Here is a 17,313-nt window from a genome sequence, read left to right on the forward strand (position 1 = left end):
CGTTTTCGGTTTCACGGCCAGGAAACTCTTGTGCGCCGCGTCGGCGACGCGGCCGGACTGCCCGAAGGCGAAGGCCGAAGGTCCCCGCCGAGCCAACCGGCGGCGGCCGGGACCCACGCCGGCTCGGCGCCGCCGGGGTCCAACCGGAACGGCGGGTACTCGTCGGTCAGCAGCGCGACGTATGCGGCGACGCGTAGCGCCCACCGTCCGAGCACGATGTCGAACACCCGCCAGCTCCAGCGCAGAACGCCCACCGTGAACTCGAACAGCGACCGCGAATACCGGGCCGTCACCAGGACCGCGGCAAAGGCCCAGATCCTCACGACGAGGTAGACCAGCCACAGGAACGCCAGCACGATGACGTGCGAGATGAGCAGCACCCATTTAAGGGCCGCCGCCGGCGGGACAACGGCAGTTCCAGCTCTGCCTCGCCCCGGACCGGATACGGGGCGATCACCGCTCGCGCTGCTCACCCGCGGGCACCGCGGCCAATTCGCTGGCGATGGCCCGGGCCCAGGCGCGGATCACCGGCCAATCGCGGTTGTCCCCGTCCTTCACCCGCAGGGCCGTGACCACCGCTCGCTCGGGGAAGCGCAGCCGCGCCCGTTCGATTCGGCCGCCGAACAGCCGGTGCTCGCGGGCCGTGGTGGCGACCAGGACGTCGGAAACGTCGACGGGGTCCTCACCAGCGCGCGTTTGCTGTCCCACCGGCCCGCTCGAAAAGAGCCACACGGGGATCCGTCGCAACTCGTCCTGGTGCTCGCGCACGAGCCGCCGGGCGCTTTCAAGCCAATGCCCGAGGTAGACGGCGCTGCCGAGCAGTGCCGCGTCATACGCCGCGAATGACGTAACGTGCTCGGCGTCAAGCACCTCGGCCTGCGCCGCGACACCGGTTTGTTCGAGCGTCATCGTGGCCGTGGCGGCAATCTGCTCGGCGATCTCCCTGGTGGCCCCGTGCCGTGTCGCCACCGCGACGAGAATCCTCATGGCGGAACGCCTTTCGGTCGAGAACACCCACGGTGCCCGCCCGTGCCCTCGGCACGGGAGAGCAGGAAGTCCCCTCGGGTGGTGACGAAATCGGCTCCGGCCACACCTTCCGCTCCTAGCGGACGCGGGAAACACCGCTCCAGTCTGGAACTCCAAGCCAGTCCGCAGGAGGCGCCATGACCCAGGACCAGCCGCAAGTACCCGAACTGCTCGGTGACGGCTTCGCCCCGCACCCGCAGTTCACGCTCGTGCGCCACACCATCGTCGACGCACCGATCAAGGAAACCTATGCCGCGGCTCGCAACCTCGACGTGACTGACATCCACAGTGGCCTTTTCACGACGGCCGAACGGCTACGCGAGCTGCCCGCGCGCTGGCGCGGCCGCCGGCACGGTCCGCCACGACAGCCGACCCGCCTGACCGTCGACGATCTCGACAGCGGATCGGATTGGGCCCTGCTCGGTGAGCACCCCGGCACCGAGTTCGCCGTCGGTGTGGCAGGCAAGTTCTGGCGTCCCGTCATCGCCTGGCGGCGCGTCGAGCCCGAGGACTTCGCGGACTTCGCCGAACCGGGGTACGGGAAGCTCGTGATCACCTTCGGGGTCCGCCCGTATGGTGCCCACCGCAGTCTGCTGACGATCGACACGCGCGTACAGCTGACCGACCCGCAGAGCTGGCTGAAGTTCCGCCGGTACTGGCGGGTGGCCCACCCGTTCACTCAGGCCGCCCACACGACGCTCCTGCACACGATCTCCCAAGATGCGCGCGAACGCAGCCTCGCCGCTTACAGCCGCACAGACTGAACTCACCACTCGAGCCGGTTCCCGCCCCGCCATCGGGAACCGGCTCGAGCTCGCCCGTCATGCTCCGGGCTCGGGTGCCGACTCCGGCACCACGTCCTTCTCGTTCTCGTCGATTGCGCGCCGCTCGGCAGCCTGCAGGTAGCGGCGGATCGCTGTGCTGCGGCGGCCGCGCTCGGCGACGTCACGGCGCGCTTCTCCCTCGATCCGCGCCTTTTCCTTCTCGTCCATGGGGTGCCTCCTGGCCTTGGGCTGCGTGTGGCGTTGCGCCGACGGTAGGAGGCCGCCTGCCGCGGCACTGGATCCGGATGTCCGCGGGCCCGGTGTCTTTGGTCCTTCACGACGAGGTGGTGCGACCCTGCCCGTGTGGCGGCGTTCGCCGCAGGATCGGGTGATGACACCCGCGACGTTCCCACTCGGCCGCATCGCCGGCATCCGGATCGGTGCCCACTGGTCCGTGCTGATCATCGCGGGGCTGCTGGCGTATCTGCTTGCGACGAACGTGTTCCCAGCCGGTGCGCCGGGCACGCCGCCACCGCTGTGCTGGTCGGCCGCGGCCGTGTGCGCGGTCGTGTTCCTCGCGTCCCTGCTCGTGCACGAGCTCTGTCACGCCTTCACCGCGAGGCGGTGCGGTCTGAAAGCCGAGCGCATCACGCTCTGGCTGCTGGGCGGCGCAGCCGAGCTTCCCGAGGAACCGCGGACGCCCCGGGCCGCGCTGCTCGTGGCCGCAGCCGGCCCGGCCGCGAGCGTGGCCCTCGCCGGGGTTTTCCTGGGTATGGCCGTACTCGCGGCGGGAGCCTTGCCGCCGGTGGTCGTAGTCGCTCTCACCTGGCTCGGCTGGACTAACGCAGTCCTCGCGGTTTTCAATTTGCTACCGGGTACGCCGCTTGACGGCGGCCGCATCACCGAAGCCGTCGCGTGGAAGGTCACCGGCGATCGTGGCCGGGCGCGACAAATCGCCGGCCGGTGCGGGCAGCTCCTGGCGGCCGTTCTCGTCGGCGGCGGGATGTGGGCGTTCCTGGTGACGGGTTCGTTCGAAGGCCTGTGGCTCGTGGTCATCGGCTGGTTCCTGATGTTCGCAGCGCGCAACGAACTCGTCGCGGCGCCGCTACGGGAAGCGCTCTCCCGGATCAGGCTGGCCGACATCATGACAACTTCCCCCGTGGCCGCTCCCGGCTGGTACACGGTGCAGGGTTTCCTCGATCTCGCGGCGGAGCTACCCTTCCGCACCTTTCCCGTGGTGTCCTTCGACGGACAGCCGGTCGGGGTCGTCAGCCTCGGGCAGCTCGCCCGCGTGCCAGAAACCACTCGCACGTCCACCCGGCTCGAGGCGGTGTGCACGAAGCCCCCGGCATGCTTCGCCGGACCACCGGAAACGCCCCTGACGGAAGTGCTCGGCAGGACTGCGTTGCGGCCGGGACAGAACCTCGTACTCGTCGTCGACCACGGCGCACTCGCCGGGGTCGTCGCGCCGGGTGACCTCGCACGCGCGGTCGAACTCGTCGCGCTCGGAGCCCGCGTACGCCGGCCCGCCGAGTCCTGACCGCTCACGAAACGGGCAGCGTGAAGAACGCTTCCTCCTCCTGCGTGAAATGCAGGGTCAGCACCGCGTCAAGGCCGTAGAGCGTCGCGCGGAGGTCGTCGACCTGGTCGGGCTGGATCATCTCCGGCGACTCCCGCAGGTGCCGGTCGAGCCGGCGGGCGAGGCGGGCGATCTCGGTGTGAGTGCGGCTCATCGTCACCGTGCCCTCCACGCCACCGAGCGGTCCCGCCAACGCCGGGTACAGCTCGTGCTCTTCGGCAGCTTCGTGTGGCAGGATCTGCCGGAACAACACGTCACGCGCCCGCCGCACGACGCGGTCGGCCTCGGCGGTTGGCCCGCCGCCGAGCGCATCAGCTGCCTGCCGGATCGCCACCAGCGCTGGACGAAGCCGCTCGTGCTCCGTCTCGAACCGCCGCACCAGACGGGCGGGTGCTGGATCCGCAGCACCGGGCACCCTCAGTGCTCGCAAGGCGTTCACGATGACGGCGACATCGATGGCCTCTTGCACGAGCGCGCCCCAGACTGGCGGCAGCAAACCGAAAGCCGCGGCCACCATCGCCACGAACGACAACCCGATTCCGGCGAGTGCGCTCTGCACGGCCAGGCTCCGCGAGCGGCGCGCGATCTCGGCAGCGTCGGCGAGCCGAGCCAGCCGGTCGTCGAGGATCACGGCGTCGGCCGCCTGCGCCGCCGCGGTTGCTCCCCGCGACCCGAGTGCCACCCCCACGTCGGCGGCCGCGAGCGCGGGGGCGTCGTTGATCCCGTCGCCGGTCATCACGGTCAGCCCCGTCGCACGGGCCGCGGCGACCACTTCGAGCTTGTCCCCCGGGGTGGCCTCGGCCCGCACGTCGTCGAGTTCCAGGAGCGCGGCAACCTCCCGCGCGTTGTCAACGCGGTCCCCGGTGAGGAGACGAATCGACGTGATGCCCGCGGCTCGCAGCCGACGCATCGTGCGAGCGGCGTCGGGCCGGACCCGGTCCTTCGCCAGCAGCGCCGCAATCGGTTCACCGTCACGGTCCACCCACAGCACCGTCGCGAGGTCGAGCCGGCCGCGGCGCGCAGCACTCTCCGCCCAGGCCGGCACCGCCCGCGCTGCCGGCCACCGGCCGACACGCACAGCGTGGCCCCCGACCCGGCCGGACACGCCGGTGCCCGGCTCTTCCCGGACATCCCCACCGGGCTGGCGCTCGACGCCCGCGGTCTCGGCGGCCCGGACCACCGCGGCGGCTAGGACGTGCGGGGAATAGAACTCGACACTCGCGGCCAGCCGGAGCGCCTCCTCCGCCACCACGCCCGGCGCGCAGATCACGTCGACGACGTCCGGGCGTCCGACGGTGATCGTGCCGGTCTTGTCCAGCAGCAGTACCCGCGCCCGCCCGAGCGACTCCAGCGCGGCACCATCCTTCACCACGACGCCCGCCCGGCTCGCGCGCGACATCCCCGCGGTCACGGCGATCGGCACCGCCAGCAGCAGCGGACACGGAGTTGCGGTCACCAGCACCGCCACCGCCCGGTCGACGACGCCGGTGAGAAGCCAGGCGAGGCCGGCGAGCGTCAGGGCTGCGGGCAGGAACCACACAGCGGCCCGGTCGGCGAGGCGGGCAACCGGTGCCGTGTGCGCCGCGGCCGTCTCGGCCAGCCGCACGACCCCGGCGTATGTGCTGTCACGAGCGCTCGCCGTCGCACGGACCTCCACCGCGGCTCCGGCGTTGACCACTCCGCTGTGGACGGTGTCGTCTGCCGGGCGGGAGACGGGTAAAGGTTCTCCGGTGAGGGCGGACTCGTCGAACAGCCCGCCCTCCGGAAGTTCACCGTCGACGGGAACGACCTCGCCGGACAGCACCACGACCTGGTCGCCCGCCCGCACGTCGCCCACCGGAACGGACCGGAGCTCCGAACCGGCGCGCACGTGAGCGACCCGCGGGGCGCGGTCGAGCAGCGCCGTGAGGTCGCGCCCGGCTCGCCGCCGGGCCCCTGACTCGAGTACCCGCCCGGTCGCGACCATCACCGCGATCACCGCGCCGGCGAGGAACTCGCCCACCGCGAGCGTCGACGCCAGCGCCAGCACGGCCAGCGAGTCGGCTCCCCAGCGCCGCGCCCGCAGGTCCCGGGCGACCCACCAGGCCGTGGGTACCAACGCAACGATGGTCGCCGCGGCCCAGCACGCGCCGGCACCGGCGACCCCGGAAAACCAGAGAATGCCACCGGCGAGCAGCAACGCGACCGCGGCGACAAGAAGTGCCGACTCGCGCAGCCACCACGGCCGGGACCGCCCATCCGGTGGAGCGGAGGTGTGCTCCATGGTCGACCGGCTCAGTCCGCGTACAGCACCGCGGCACCGGTGACCCGGTCCGCGGCCAGGTCCGCCAGGGCCTGCGGTGCGTCAGCCAGCGCGTAGGACACCGTGCGGGCATGGAGGGTGTGCTCGCAGGCGAAGCGGAGGAACTCGCGCGCGGCAGCCCTGGTGTTGGCCGTAACGGTGCGGACCTGGCGTTCCTGGAACAGGTGGCAATGGTAGTTCAGCCTGGGGATGTCCGACAGGTGGATCCCGGCGACCGCGAGCGTGCCGCCGCGGTCGAGCGCCTCCAGCGCAACAGGGACGAGCTCGCCCGCGGGGGCGGACAGGATCGCCGAGTCCAGTGGCTCCGGAGGGCGGTCGGTGGGTCCCCCGGCCGACGACGCGCCGAGCTCGAGCGCCAGCCGCCGGGCGCCTGCGCTTCGCGTCAGCACATGGACTGTCGCGCCACGGGCCAGCGCGACCTGCGCGGCAAGGTGCGCGCTGCCGCCGAACCCGTAGAGACCCAGCCGCCCACCGGTCGGAACCTCCGCCCTCCGAAGGGCGCGGGACCCGATCACGCCGGCGCACAGTAGCGGCGCCAGTTCCGCGTCGGGGTACCCGGCGGGCAGGTGGTGCGCGAAGGCGGCCGGCACCAGCGCGTACTGCGCATACCCGCCGTCTGCGTCCCAGCCGGTGTAAGCCGATTCGGGACACAGGTTCTCCCGGCCCGCGAGACAGAACCGGCAGCGGCCGCATGTGGATCGCAGCCAGGCGATCCCGACGCGATCACCGGGCCCGAACCCGCCCGTTTCGCCGGCTCCCAGCGCCACGACTTCGCCGACGACTTCGTGGCCCGAGGTCACCTTGGCCCGATGCACCGGCAAGTCTCCCTCGGCCACGTGCAGGTCCGTCCGGCACACCCCGCACACGCGCATCCGCACCAGCAGTTCGCCCGGAGCGGGTTCCGGTACAGCGCCGAGTTCCCAGCTCAGGGGACCGGTCGCCACAGACCCCGGCGAACGGACTCGCCATGACCACGCTTTTTCGGTCATCGCCCCTCCCATCAAGGACACCGGGCCCAGCATCGGCGGGCGCCCGGCGGTGACGCGACGTCCGCAGGTCCCGTCGTCCGGGGACGTTCGGCTCTTCTGCGTGAAACCCTGGCCGGACACGGTGGCGGGGTGAGCACTCGAATCCGGAAACACCACAGGTGGGTTGTGGGGGCCATCCTCGTGCTGGGCGGTGCGCTGGTGCTGACGTCCTGTGCGGCCAGTGCGAACCCCGACGCCGGGACCGCGGCCCCGGGCTTCTGGCTGGGGATCTGGCACGGGTTGATCTGCCCGATCACCTTCCTGATCTCGCTGTTCAACGACGACGTGGGGATCTACGAGGTGAACAACAACGGCCACCTTTATGACTTCGGGTTCGTCTTCGGCATCGTCCTCGGCGCGACGATCGCACGGGGCCCCGCCTACGCTCAGCGGCGTAACCGGAAAGAGAACTGACGCCGGAAGTCCCACCACCGGGGGACTTCCGGCCACAGCGTGATAGCGGCACCGCTTCCTACCCTCAAGTTGTGAATCTTCCACTTGATGGTCGTGTCCCGATCATCGCCGGAGTCGACGGTTCGGCGGAGGCGATCGATGCCGTCCGCTGGGCCGCGCGTGCCGCACTCCGCCACCACCTGCCGCTCGAGCTGGTCCACGCCACAGCGTTCACCGACCTGCTGGTCGCCAGCGTTGTCCCGCCCACCGACGAGACCAAGGACCTCATCCGTCGGCACGGCCGTCATCTCCTGCGCGCGGCGCACGAAGTGGCGTGCGGCGCCGGAGCGTCAGATGTTCGGGAGCGCCTGGACCCCGACCGGCCGGCACAGGCGTTGCTGGACCTCGCCGGAGAGGCCACGGCAGTGGTCGTCGGCCACGGTCGCGGCCGGTTCGGCGCGCTACTCGCCGGCTCGGTCGCGACCGCACTGGCCGCGCACGCACCTCGTCCGGTCGTGGTGGCCCGCGGAGACCTCTGGGACGCCCCCACGGTAAGCGGCCCGGTGGTCGCCGGGATCGACGGAGGCCCGGACACCGCCGCGGTCGTCGCGGCGGCGTTCGCCGAAGCCGCCTCTCTCGGCGCGACATTGCTGGTGCTGCACGCGAAGAGCGACCCCGATGTCGGCGAAACGGCCACCGCGCTGGACGAGGTCCTGGAGGAGCCGGGTCGCCGCCATCCCGACGTTCACGTCGAGCACACTGTGGTGGCCGGCCGACCCCGCCACGAACTGCTCGAACGCAGCGCACACGCACAGCTCGTGGTCCTGGGTCGCCGCGGCCGCGGCGGGTTCCCCGGTTTGCTGCTCGGCTCCACCGCTCAGGCACTGGTGCACCACGCTTCCTGTCCGGTACTGATCACCCACGCCGGGGAGCAAACGTCCTCGCAGCCGTGAGCCGCGTCGTCACCACCTCATCGTCGAGGCGCCGAGCGCCGCCGCCTTGGCCGCGTACTTCTCGAGCACCCGGGACCGCTTGACCTTCATCATCGAAGTCAGCTCGTCACCCACGAGGAACTTCCGCGCTCAGCACTCGGAAGGTTCAGCGTCACGCCCGCCGTGGGCTCGATCAGGCCCTACCCATCGAGTACCGAAATCGCCGCGACTCGCAAGGAAAAGCCCGGCTCCGGCGCCAGCGCCGCGCTCGGGGTCGCCGAAGCCGTGCTGACACCGGATACCTCGCTTCTGCTTACCAAGGTCATCGACGACGGCAGCGCTTCCGGAACACCCGGTTCCACCGGGCCGGCGGACTCGCGCTCGTCACTCATGGGCTCCACGGTGCCCACCGCAGCAGGCGCTGGAAGGAGGCCAAGGTCCCTCGCGTCGGCGACGTTCGGACGCTCCCGCGCGTGATGTCAATCGGCCATCGTGACCTAGTGCGCACCTCCACCTCCGGACACGCGCGATGACTCCGCAGCTGGGCGTCGCGGTGGGGTTCGGCGCGTCCGGGGTCGCCGCCGCGCTCGACGGGCTCGCGACGCTCCTCGAATCCCGCGCGGCCCGCACGACCGGGCGGCAGACACGCCGCCGGGTAGCGAGATACGGCGTCGGTCTGACGGTCGACTTCCTCGGCTGGGTCATGACGGTGGTCGCGCTGCGGTTCCTGCCGGTTTTCGCCGTGCAAGCCGTGCTCGGCACCCAGATCGCTATCGCGGCCGTGCTGGCCCGACGTGCCTTCCAGACCTCCGTGTCGGCACGCGACCTCGTCGCGATCGGCTGCGTAGCCGGCGGTCTCGGCCTGATCGCCGCGGGGGCGACCACCCGGACGGGCCCGGTCGCGCCCGGCCCGGTGGTGCTCGGTGTACTGGCCGCGCTCGCCGCGGGCCTCGTGGCCGCCGCGCTGACGGCGAGGACGCGCGAAGGCGCGGTGCCGCGGGCCGTCGTAGCGGGGCTGGCCTACGGCAGCTCGCGGGTGGCGGTCCGTGCCCTCCTTCAGATCCCCGGTATCACTCTGGTGGTGCTCTGGCGACAGCCATTGGCGTACCTGGTGGCGGTGTTCACCGCGCTCGGCATCGCCATGTACGCGACGTCGCTGCGCCGCACCACACCATCGGTGCCCAGTGCGGTCACCACCGTGACCGGTGTCGTCTTCCCAGGCGCACTGGCGATGCTGCTACTCGGCGACCGCATCCGCCCCGGGTGGTGGTGGCTGTCCGGGCTGGGCCTCGTCCTGGCCGTCGCTGGGGTGAGTGCGGTGGTGCACGACCAAAACACCACTGGAACCCGGACCGAGAGCCAGACCGTCCGCTGAGCGGGCTCAGGCTCGGCCGGGCCACGCACGCCGGGCTGCGGCCTGGCTCGCGCCCCACACCCGTGCTCGGGCCCGTGCTCCCTCGACAAGCCGGGTTTCGCTCCCTGCCGCCTCGACGAGGAAGCTCGCCGGCGGAACCACCGGCGCGTGGCCGAGCCGGCGCAAGATCTTCGCCACCGCTCGCGCCGCCGACCCGGTGAGCCACCGCGGTTTGGCGAGCCGGGTCCAGAAGACGGCCGTGTCCAGCCCCGGGGGCAGTATCCGGAACGCGGCCAGCCACTCGCGCATCCCCGGCTCGTGCGTCTGGGTCCCCTCCGGCGCCTGCTCGGCCGCAGCCTTGCGCGTGGCCGGCCGACTCAAGCCGTGGACGTGCGTCGGCACGCCCACGACCAGCCGGTCGCGGCCCGCCAGGTCGTGGGGTGCCGTGTCCACGGGCACGACATCGGCTGCACCGAGCCCCTCGGCCACAGCGCGGGTAAGCTCCTCGGTCGTACCGAACATCGATTCGTACACGATCGCCGCGCCCATCCCGACCTCCCGTCAGCGCTCGAGCCGCACCGGCTCGTGGGTCACGCCCTCGATGTCTCCGGCGGCCACCTCCAACAGCCGCTGTGCCAGCTCGCTCAAGGCTCGCGCTGCCGCGAGTTCGTCGCCGATCTCAGGCACATCGCGATCCCGATCGGCACTATCGAGCCACCGGGGCTGCGTGCTCGTGGTCTTCGCCCACGCGTCCGGCCACGTCGGCGGCAAGGCTCGCCAGCGCGGTCGAGTGCACCACGCCGACCGGCTCGGGGCGACGCAGCCGCCGCGCCGGCGGCGGAAGCCAGGCGAGGTCGTGCTCGCACCGGCGGCGCGAGCCGGAAACGCTGGGCTGTCCGAGGCTGCGGCCGCCCAGCATCACCGGAAGCAGCAACACGTCGCGGCCGGAGCACGGCGGCTCGCCCGTCGTCGCGAGCACGTCCGGTTCTCCCGCGGCACCCCGGTAGACCTGCTTGGCGCCGGGGAGCGTCCGCTTCCCGGTCGACAGCTTCACCACCGGCCTGCCGTCGTAGCCGACGAGCTTGTACGCGGTGTCCAGCGTCGGCGCGTCCGCCGAGACGCCCACCGCTGTGCCCAGCCCGTAGACGTCAATCGGAGCCTCCGCACTGGTGAGCCGTTCGAGCTCGTACTCGTCCAGCCCGCCACTCGCCATGATGCGGGCCGCGCGGAACCCGGCCTCATCCAGCATCTTGCGTGCGATCTCCGACAGCGCGAGGAGGTCGCCGGAATCGAGCCGCACTCCCGCGGCCGCGGGCTGAACTCCGAACTCGCGGAACACCTCGATTGCACGGGCGATCCCCGTGACCGGGTCATAGGTGTCGACGAGGAGCACCGGTGCGGCCGGAAAGTCTTCGACGAAGGCGCGAAAAGCGTCGGGTTCGGACCGGAACGCCTGGATGTACGAGTGTGCAACGGTCCCGGCGGCGCGCAGGCCGTAGCGAGCGGCCCCTTCGACGTTGCTGGTGCGGCTGAACCCGGCCAGCGCCGTCAGCCGGGCCGCGGCCAGCGCCGCGTCACCCCCGTGCGCGCGCCGCGCCGAGAAGTCGACCAGTTCGGCGCGCGGAGCTGCGAGACGGCACCGGGCAGCCTTCGTAGCCACGGCAGTCGCGAACGTCACGGAGTTCAGCAGCATCGTCTCCACCAGCTGCGCCTCCGGCAGCGGTGCGGTGACCTCCAGCAGCGGCTCCCCAGCGAAGACCGCCCGGCCTTCAGGGACCGCGCGGACGTCGCCGGTGAACCGGAGCCGGGACAGCGCCTCGACGTCGGTCGCCGGGAAACCGAGCTCCTGTCCCACATACGCCAGTTCCTCGGGCTCGTCGCGCAGAAGGTCGAGGCATTCCGCGAGCCCGGCCGCGATCAGGAAACCCCGGTCGCGGGGCAAGTCGCGGACGAACAGGCTGAACGTGGCCGGGGCAGTCATGCCGCGGCGGAGGTAGCTCGCGGCCATCCGGATCTCGTAGAGGTCAGTGCGCAGCGCGTTCATCCTTTCCACCTCCGCGAAGTCGTCCGCACCCCCAAGCTACGAGCGGTCTCGCCCGGGTCCGGAAAGTCACACGGCCCTCGTCGCGACGACGATGGTCACCGCTGCGCGACATCAGAGGGCTTTCGCCTCTTTCCGCGTCACGGCGTCCACCGGTTGGCTGTGCCGTGGAAACCGCGACGAGAGGTGCGTCCGATGCAGACCGTTGACACCGGTGACTTAGCGCTCGACGCCTACCACGCCGTCGCACCGGAATGGATCCTCGATTCCCTGGTCTCCGTGGCGGAACGCCTGCGTGGCGCACGCGTGCTGCACCTGAGCGCCACGCCCTACGGCGGCGGCGTGTCGGAACTCCTCCGGTCAGTCGTCCCGCTCTACAACGACCTCGGCCTGCACACGGAATGGCAGATCATCAACGGCGAACCGGCCTTCTTCGCCGCCACCAAGAAACTCCACAACGCCCTGCAAGGCGCACCGGATCCGCTGACCGCCACCGACCGAGCCGTCTACGAGGAGACCACCCGTCGCAACGCCGCCGACCTCGGCGAGGACCCTGACTTCGCGTCGTGGGACTTCGTCTTCGTCCACGATCCGCAACCGGCTGCCCTGCGTCCTTTCGCGAGCGATTCGCGGGCCCGCTGGATCTGGCGCTGCCACATCGACACCTCGCAACCGCACCCCGAAGCGTGGCGATACCTGGAGAGGTTCATCGCCCCCTACGACGCGACGGTCTTCACGCTCGCAGAGTTCGTCCCTCCGTCGCTGTCCAGTGACCGCGTCGACGTCATTCCTCCGGCGATCGACCCGCTGAGCCCGAAGAACATGTCGCTCGACGAACGCACCGCGCACGCGGTCCTGAACTGGATCGGGATCGAGCCCGCGCAACCGCTCATCACGCAGGTTTCTCGTTTCGACCCGTGGAAGGACCCGCTCGGCGTGATCGAGGCGTATCGGCTGGTCCGTGACGAGGTGCCGGACTTACAGCTCGCCCTGGTCGGTTCAATGGCGCTCGACGACCCGGAAGCCTGGGAGGTCTACCGCACGATCAGCGACGCGACCCGGACCGACAGCGGCGTCCACGTGTTCACAAACCTCACTGGCGTCGGCAACATCGAGGTCAACGCCTTCCAGCGCACGTCCGCGGTGATGGTGCAGAAGTCCATCCGCGAGGGGTTCGGCCTGGTCGTCTCCGAAGCTTTGTGGAAGAACACACCGGTCGTGGCGGGCCGGGCCGGCGGGATCCCTCTGCAAGTCGCCGACGATTCGGGCGGAGTACTGGTCGACTCGACGGAAGGCTGCGCAAAAGCGCTGGCCGAGCTGTTGACTGACCACGTGCGGTCCGCCGCGCTGGCCGCTGCCGGCCACGAACGGGTCCACCGCCACTTCCTCGTGCCCCGCCTCGTACTCGATGAGCTGACCCTGCTCGACGGCCTAGCCCACGGAGACCAGCCCGGCGCCTTGATGACACGCAGCGGGCACCGGGACCCGATCTGCGGACTGTCGACGACGCCCGGTGACGAATCTTTCACCGCACTCCGAGACGGGGTGCTCCACCGATTCTGCTCGCAGGCGTGCCGCACCGCGTATCTCGCATCCGGGAGGAAGAACCGATGACTGCGAAGCCCTGGCACGGAGGCGAACTGCGCCGTAACGCCGAGACCCACGGGTGGTCGATCCTGGCGCCCGACCGGGCCGCCCGGCCGCACTTGCCGACCCGCGCGTGCTGCCCGTTCTGCCCCGGGCCGAGCGAGGACACCCCCGCCGAGACCTGGCGGCTCGCCGACGGCAACGGCTGGCGTGTGCGCGCGGTACGCAACCGGTTCGCGCTCTCCGACCGGCACGAAGTCGTGATCGAATCACCGCGCCACGACTGGGATCCGGCAACGGCTACGGTTTCCGAGGTCGCCGACGTGCTGTCCGCGTGGCAGGCACGGCACCGTGCGCTGCGGGTGGACACGGCCCAGGTCGCCGTCTTCCGCAACTACGGCCCGGCCGCAGGCATCTCCCTTTCCCACCCGCACTCGCAGGTAGCGGGCCTCCCCGTGCTGTCGTCGGCCACCCGCCGCGAGCTCGAGATCGCCCGCGAGCACCACGCTTCGACCGGCCGGTGTATCGCGAACGACGAACTGACGGCCGAACTCACCACCGGCACCAGAATCGTCTACGCCGACGAGCACGTCGTCGCGTTCAGCCCTTTCGCGCCGGCCGCCGACTGTGAAGTGCGGTTCACCCTCCACGAGCCGCACGCCGACTTCGCAGTGGCGCCCCGTGCGAGCATCGACGCGCTCGCTCGCTGCTTGCGCGCGGTCCTCTCCGCCGCACGGGCCGAGTTCGGCGATCCTGCCTACAACCTGGTCGTCCGCACCGCACCGAGCGGATTCGAGGACGCACCGTTCCTCGCGTGGTCCCTTCAGCTGCTCCCCCGGCTCGGCATTGCCGCCGGGCTGGAGCTCGTGACGGGGATCCCGGTGGTCACTGTTTCTCCGGAACGAGCCGCCGCCCGGCTACGCAACCGGGTTGCCGCCGCCCCGGCGTGAGTCACAGCACTGAGGCAAAGCGGCTCAGGAATGCGCCTTCTTCGCCAGCTCCGCATACCACTCCTGCTGCCACTTCCGGGCGCGATAACGGTTCAGCGCAATCACAGAGATCCCGTAGGCCACCGCCAGCGCCAAGCATGTGACGAAGTACAGGCCGACTGCGGCGGCAGCCGAGTTGACCACCGCGCCCGCAGAAGACGTCGGCGGAGCGACGACGGTCCCGGAGCTGTTCACCCAGATCGGCACCACGTCACCGCGGTGTGTGCCTGCGTTCGCGTTCACCTGTCCGAGGTGGCGCGCTCCATCGCGACCAAACCACATGGCGTCGGTCGGCATCGGACTGCCGACTTCCCCGCTGCGGCCCCCGATTGAGACCGGCGGCCCATCTGCGAGCAGCGTCGCGGTCGCCGGCCGGTTTTCGGCGAGCTCCCGGGCGGACTGCTCCTTCTGCGCGGCGTAGACCGCCGAGCCGGCCGCTGCGGAGAACGGGATCGCGGCCAGCGCCACCAGGATCGTCACAAGCACCAAGGCGGCTTGCACCCGGTCCGAGGTCCGCGCCACCGAGCCGTGTCCGGGGACGAGTAGATGCCACCACCGCAGCAAAGGGTTCGCCGACGAGTTCATGTCTCTCACCTCTCCTTGCCGCGCAACGGGCTTCGTCCCCCAGCATGGGCCGAACACCGGCCAGGCCGAAGAGGCCTTGTACCCGCGGTGGCGGGCCGCCGGCCCCGCAACCGGCCGCGTTGCCCGTCAGATGAGGGCCAAAGACCCTTGGCCTCTCGTCGACGCGACCGGCAGGGTCGGATCAGGAAGAACGGACACGTCATGCAGACGCACGACATCATGACCACCCCGTGATCGCGGTGACCGCGTCCGCCTCACTCGCGGAGGCCGCAGGTGTGATGACCGAACACGGCTTCACCACGCTCCCGGTCGTCGACCAGGCCGCCAAACTGGTCGGGCTCGTCAGCGAGGTCGATCTCGTGCAGGCCGGCTTTCCCAGCGACTCCACGGCCACCGGTGATCCCGACACGGGCGCGATGCTGGGCCGCCACCGCACGGTCGCGACCGTCATGCGCTCCCCCGGCTTGGCTGTGCCAGGAGGTCTCGATCCGACCGAACTCGCCCATCGCATGACCGAGGCGGGCGTGCGCGCATTACCCTTGGTGGACAACGGAATCCTGGTCGGCATGGTGACGTTCCGAGACGTGCTCCGTGCCGTGCCCGCCACCGGAAACTCCTGAGGCCGTCCCGCCTATTGGCGCGTCCGGCGTCGCGCGCACCGTCGTCACATCGGCTGCCGGCCTGCGCGCCGTCATCCGGGTTGGGAGGCCGTGGCCGACGCGCAACAGGGTGTGCGGTTGCCCGATCCCGCGGAAGAGTTCCAGCAGCGGCCCGCGGGTTGCCTTCGTTTCGAAGGGCTGGGAGACGAAGGACGTGGCCAGGCCATCGGCTGTCGCGGTCAACAGGACCCGCTGCAGAACGAGACCGGCACGCACGTCCGCAGCCGCGCCGTGATCACGCGTCAAGACGACGGCCAGCAAAGCGTCTTGCTCGAACGACCGCGACGGGATGGCGGGATTCTGGTGCGAGGCCCGCAGGGGCAGCGCACCCGGCAAGTCCGGCAGTGGTCCGAACGCGACCGTCGGCACGCCGTCGGGGCTCTCCGGCTCGCGGCCGGTCCACTGGGCCGACTCGGCTTGGAACGCCGTGTCGATGGCTTGATCGGCCTCCGCGCGCCGGACGAGGGCGGTCACCTTCGAGTAGCGGCTCGAGGTGTCGAGGAATTCCAGCAGGCCACCCTCGGCCAGCGCCGCTGACCTGAGCCGGACGCGTGCCGCAGTCGAGACCGGCTGCGTGGACAGGGGGCGGCGGTTGGTGTGCCGGCGGAAGATGGCCTCCGCCAGGCGTCGGTCCGCGGGAGCCGGATGCACGTTCCCATCGAACCGCACCACCGCCAGGAGATCATGTACGGCTGGGTCAGGCAGGATCCGCAGCGCGGTGCCGTACCCGTTGCTCCGCAACATGAGGACGAGGTTGTAGACGGCCGCGCCGCATGACAGCCGCGCCTCACGCCCGGCCGGATCGGCGACAGTCAGCACCCGGCTCCAGTCGAGCCACACCTCGATCCGCGGCCCATCCACGACGAACCACCACGGCTGGGTGTTGTGCGGCGACGGGGCACGCACCGCCGCCGCCAGCGCTTGTTCGACCGCGGAGGGGAAGGCCGTGCTCATCATGTGCTCCGGGTCGGGTTGTCCGGTCCGGTCCGCGGGCCGGGAAAGTCGTCCGGCAGCAGGTCGGCGAGGGGACGTCGAGGTGACGGAGGCACCGGCACGGCCGGGTGGCCGAACCGGAAGATCGCCTGCGGCACACCGGGCAGGTCGAGCCGTTCGGCGAGCAGCTCGCGGAAGCCGCGCAGGTGCAGCGGCTGGGTGAGTACCGATCCCGCCAGACCGCGTGCGGTGGCTTCCAGCCAGGCCCGTTCTACAGCAGCGCCTGCGGCCAGGTGCTGCTGCCTGGTGTCCCCGTCGGCGCAGAACACCAGAAGCCGCTCCGCCTCGAGGTATTCGGTCAGCCGCGCGTCGTCGGGCACCGGCGTGTCCCACCGCACGAGGCCCGCGGCCGGCAGGGCATCATCGCTCAGCGCCGCTTCGGGCACACCGTCTTCGGCGCCCAGTGCGCGGAAGCCGAACGTGCGCGCGGTCCACCAGTGCAGCTCACGCTGGTACGCCGGGTCGGCGCGGAACACGCGCGTGGCAAAGCCCAGCATCTCGCCCAGCGCGTCGAGGTGCCCGGGCTCGATCACATGGACGTCCGCCTCGGCACCAGCCGCCGCGACAGCCATGGAGTCCATTTCGGACACTGCCGCGGCGCTGAACCGCCGGCGGTGGCTCCTGCGGCGCCCGATGGCGTGGTAGCGCGCGAGGTCCGCGGAGTCCGGGCTCGCCCCGGGGACGGCGTGAACGGTGGCCACGACCGCGCCCTCAGGCGGAAACGACGTCGTGTCACGCCGCCGGAGCACGCGGGCCGCCAGCTGCAGGTGCGCGAGCGCCGCGCCGCAGGACAGAAACCGGTCGCGATCCTCCGGGTCGTGTGCGGGCAGCCTGAGGGCAGTGCGCTCGACCAGGTCGACGTCGGATTTGCGGACACGCAGCTGCCACGGCTGCGTGTTGTGGACGGACGGGGCCCGGCTCACCGCACGGGCGAGCACCGTGATTTCGGAAGCGGCCAAGGCCGCCGTCGACGGCGTCGTCGTCATCTTCACTCCTGCTCCCGGAGACGGGTACTCCGGCGCATCCCATGCTCACCGCGGCCGATTACCCCCGCAGGGGCCCAAAGTCCTCGCCCCGGCGG

18 protein-coding genes and 1 pseudogene are annotated in these 17,313 nt (G+C 71.1%); 8 read left to right on the forward strand and 11 right to left on the reverse strand.

The genetic code is table 11. From position 1 onward, the window contains the following. Window positions 1–11: 11 nt before the first annotated feature. Complete coding sequence (locus AB0H62_RS16260; protein WP_220241540.1) at window positions 12–380, reverse strand: DUF4389 domain-containing protein; 369 nt, start codon at window positions 378–380, stop codon at window positions 12–14. A 73-nt stretch (window positions 381–453) separates the two neighbouring features. After that, window positions 454–1,014 (reverse strand): flavodoxin domain-containing protein, encoded by a 561-nt coding sequence (locus AB0H62_RS16265; protein WP_360586705.1) that lies wholly within the window; start codon window positions 1,012–1,014, stop codon window positions 454–456. A gap of 149 nt (window positions 1,015–1,163) precedes the next feature. Between AB0H62_RS16265 and AB0H62_RS16270 the strand changes: the two genes are divergently transcribed. Beyond that, entirely contained in the window at window positions 1,164–1,790 is a 627-nt protein-coding gene (locus AB0H62_RS16270) for a hypothetical protein (protein ID WP_220241542.1), read from the forward strand. 57 nt (window positions 1,791–1,847) lie between these two features. On the opposite strand, the gene AB0H62_RS16275 is transcribed toward AB0H62_RS16270, so the two are convergent. Continuing rightward, window positions 1,848–2,018: a hypothetical protein gene (locus AB0H62_RS16275; protein ID WP_220241543.1), complete on the reverse strand. Its 171-nt coding sequence runs from the start codon at window positions 2,016–2,018 to the stop codon at window positions 1,848–1,850. 163 nt (window positions 2,019–2,181) lie between these two features. Between AB0H62_RS16275 and AB0H62_RS16280 the strand changes: the two genes are divergently transcribed. Next, window positions 2,182–3,330, forward strand: coding sequence for a site-2 protease family protein (locus AB0H62_RS16280; RefSeq protein WP_220241544.1), 1,149 nt, complete (start codon window positions 2,182–2,184; stop codon window positions 3,328–3,330). A gap of 4 nt (window positions 3,331–3,334) precedes the next feature. Here the strand turns inward: AB0H62_RS16280 and AB0H62_RS16285 are convergent, their stop codons facing one another. After that, entirely contained in the window at window positions 3,335–5,632 is a 2,298-nt protein-coding gene (locus AB0H62_RS16285; RefSeq protein WP_220241545.1) for a heavy metal translocating P-type ATPase, read from the reverse strand. Between the two features lie 11 nt (window positions 5,633–5,643). Continuing rightward, window positions 5,644–6,660 (reverse strand): zinc-binding alcohol dehydrogenase family protein, encoded by a 1,017-nt coding sequence (locus AB0H62_RS16290; protein ID WP_220241546.1) that lies wholly within the window; start codon window positions 6,658–6,660, stop codon window positions 5,644–5,646. Between the two features lie 165 nt (window positions 6,661–6,825). Between AB0H62_RS16290 and AB0H62_RS16295 the strand changes: the two genes are divergently transcribed. The 3 genes from AB0H62_RS16295 to AB0H62_RS16305 all read left to right on the forward strand — a co-directional run bounded on the left by AB0H62_RS16295 (window position 6,826) and on the right by AB0H62_RS16305 (window position 9,399). Next, window positions 6,826–7,113 (forward strand): hypothetical protein, encoded by a 288-nt coding sequence (locus AB0H62_RS16295; protein WP_255638109.1) that lies wholly within the window; start codon window positions 6,826–6,828, stop codon window positions 7,111–7,113. A gap of 71 nt (window positions 7,114–7,184) precedes the next feature. Next, on the forward strand, window positions 7,185–8,045 hold the full coding sequence (locus AB0H62_RS16300; protein WP_220241547.1) for a universal stress protein: 861 nt from the start codon (window positions 7,185–7,187) through the stop codon (window positions 8,043–8,045). A 508-nt stretch (window positions 8,046–8,553) separates the two neighbouring features. After that, entirely contained in the window at window positions 8,554–9,399 is an 846-nt protein-coding gene (locus AB0H62_RS16305; protein ID WP_220241549.1) for a hypothetical protein, read from the forward strand. Window positions 9,400–9,405: 6 nt separating this feature from the next. Here AB0H62_RS16305 and AB0H62_RS16310 read toward each other — a convergent pair whose 3' ends face one another. From AB0H62_RS16310 to AB0H62_RS16320, 3 genes and pseudogenes are all read right to left on the reverse strand, one after another. Next, window positions 9,406–9,927, reverse strand: coding sequence for a flavodoxin (locus AB0H62_RS16310; protein ID WP_360586710.1), 522 nt, complete (start codon window positions 9,925–9,927; stop codon window positions 9,406–9,408). 12 nt (window positions 9,928–9,939) lie between these two features. Further along, a pseudogene (locus AB0H62_RS16315) lies at window positions 9,940–10,077 on the reverse strand (dsRBD fold-containing protein); the annotation flags it as partial. Between the two features lie 7 nt (window positions 10,078–10,084). Continuing rightward, window positions 10,085–11,422 (reverse strand): nicotinate phosphoribosyltransferase, encoded by a 1,338-nt coding sequence (locus tag AB0H62_RS16320; RefSeq protein WP_220241551.1) that lies wholly within the window; start codon window positions 11,420–11,422, stop codon window positions 10,085–10,087. A 192-nt stretch (window positions 11,423–11,614) separates the two neighbouring features. Between AB0H62_RS16320 and AB0H62_RS16325 the strand changes: the two genes are divergently transcribed. After that, window positions 11,615–13,033, forward strand: coding sequence for a glycosyltransferase (locus tag AB0H62_RS16325; RefSeq protein ID WP_220241552.1), 1,419 nt, complete (start codon window positions 11,615–11,617; stop codon window positions 13,031–13,033). Next, window positions 13,030–13,956, forward strand: a complete 927-nt coding sequence (locus AB0H62_RS16330) for a galactose-1-phosphate uridylyltransferase (protein WP_220241553.1) — start codon at window positions 13,030–13,032, stop codon at window positions 13,954–13,956. The genes AB0H62_RS16325 and AB0H62_RS16330 overlap by 4 nt, the downstream gene beginning before the upstream one ends. 24 nt (window positions 13,957–13,980) lie before the next feature. Here the strand turns inward: AB0H62_RS16330 and AB0H62_RS16335 are convergent, their stop codons facing one another. Next, complete coding sequence (locus AB0H62_RS16335; protein ID WP_220241554.1) at window positions 13,981–14,580, reverse strand: hypothetical protein; 600 nt, start codon at window positions 14,578–14,580, stop codon at window positions 13,981–13,983. A 278-nt stretch (window positions 14,581–14,858) separates the two neighbouring features. Between AB0H62_RS16335 and AB0H62_RS16340 the strand changes: the two genes are divergently transcribed. Then, window positions 14,859–15,200 (forward strand): CBS domain-containing protein, encoded by a 342-nt coding sequence (locus AB0H62_RS16340; protein WP_255638110.1) that lies wholly within the window; start codon window positions 14,859–14,861, stop codon window positions 15,198–15,200. Here AB0H62_RS16340 and AB0H62_RS16345 read toward each other — a convergent pair. Together AB0H62_RS16345 and AB0H62_RS16350 are read right to left on the reverse strand one after the other, a co-directional pair. Further along, entirely contained in the window at window positions 15,114–16,193 is a 1,080-nt protein-coding gene (locus AB0H62_RS16345; protein ID WP_255638111.1) for a hypothetical protein, read from the reverse strand. The two genes, AB0H62_RS16340 and AB0H62_RS16345, sit on opposite strands and share 87 nt — an antisense overlap. After that, complete coding sequence (locus tag AB0H62_RS16350; RefSeq protein ID WP_220241555.1) at window positions 16,193–17,218, reverse strand: nitroreductase family protein; 1,026 nt, start codon at window positions 17,216–17,218, stop codon at window positions 16,193–16,195. The genes AB0H62_RS16345 and AB0H62_RS16350 overlap by 1 nt, the downstream gene beginning before the upstream one ends. Window positions 17,219–17,313: the final 95 nt, after the last annotated feature.

Origin of the sequence: Amycolatopsis sp. NPDC050768, from assembly GCF_040654155.1 — a bacterium.
Classification (GTDB): domain Bacteria; phylum Actinomycetota; class Actinomycetes; order Mycobacteriales; family Pseudonocardiaceae; genus Amycolatopsis.

What these genes read in the sequence shown, in the direction of transcription:
- AB0H62_RS16270 (WP_220241542.1), top strand. Translation starts at nt 1,164, where the DNA reads ATGACCCAGGACCAGCCGCAAGTACCCGAACTGCTCGGTGACGGCTTC.
- AB0H62_RS16275 (WP_220241543.1), bottom strand. Translation starts at nt 2,018, where the DNA reads ATGGACGAGAAGGAAAAGGCGCGGATCGAGGGAGAAGCGCGCCGTGAC.
- AB0H62_RS16280 (WP_220241544.1), top strand. Translation starts at nt 2,182, where the DNA reads ATGACACCCGCGACGTTCCCACTCGGCCGCATCGCCGGCATCCGGATC.
- AB0H62_RS16285 (WP_220241545.1), bottom strand. Translation starts at nt 5,632, where the DNA reads ATGGAGCACACCTCCGCTCCACCGGATGGGCGGTCCCGGCCGTGGTGG.
- AB0H62_RS16290 (WP_220241546.1), bottom strand. Translation starts at nt 6,660, where the DNA reads ATGACCGAAAAAGCGTGGTCATGGCGAGTCCGTTCGCCGGGGTCTGTG.
- AB0H62_RS16305 (WP_220241549.1), top strand. Translation starts at nt 8,554, where the DNA reads ATGACTCCGCAGCTGGGCGTCGCGGTGGGGTTCGGCGCGTCCGGGGTC.
- AB0H62_RS16310 (WP_360586710.1), bottom strand. Translation starts at nt 9,927, where the DNA reads ATGGGCGCGGCGATCGTGTACGAATCGATGTTCGGTACGACCGAGGAG.
- AB0H62_RS16320 (WP_220241551.1), bottom strand. Translation starts at nt 11,422, where the DNA reads ATGAACGCGCTGCGCACTGACCTCTACGAGATCCGGATGGCCGCGAGC.
- AB0H62_RS16325 (WP_220241552.1), top strand. Translation starts at nt 11,615, where the DNA reads ATGCAGACCGTTGACACCGGTGACTTAGCGCTCGACGCCTACCACGCC.
- AB0H62_RS16330 (WP_220241553.1), top strand. Translation starts at nt 13,030, where the DNA reads ATGACTGCGAAGCCCTGGCACGGAGGCGAACTGCGCCGTAACGCCGAG.
- AB0H62_RS16335 (WP_220241554.1), bottom strand. Translation starts at nt 14,580, where the DNA reads ATGAACTCGTCGGCGAACCCTTTGCTGCGGTGGTGGCATCTACTCGTC.
- AB0H62_RS16340 (WP_255638110.1), top strand. Translation starts at nt 14,859, where the DNA reads ATGACCGAACACGGCTTCACCACGCTCCCGGTCGTCGACCAGGCCGCC.
- AB0H62_RS16345 (WP_255638111.1), bottom strand. Translation starts at nt 16,193, where the DNA reads ATGAGCACGGCCTTCCCCTCCGCGGTCGAACAAGCGCTGGCGGCGGCG.
- AB0H62_RS16350 (WP_220241555.1), bottom strand. Translation starts at nt 17,218, where the DNA reads ATGACGACGACGCCGTCGACGGCGGCCTTGGCCGCTTCCGAAATCACG.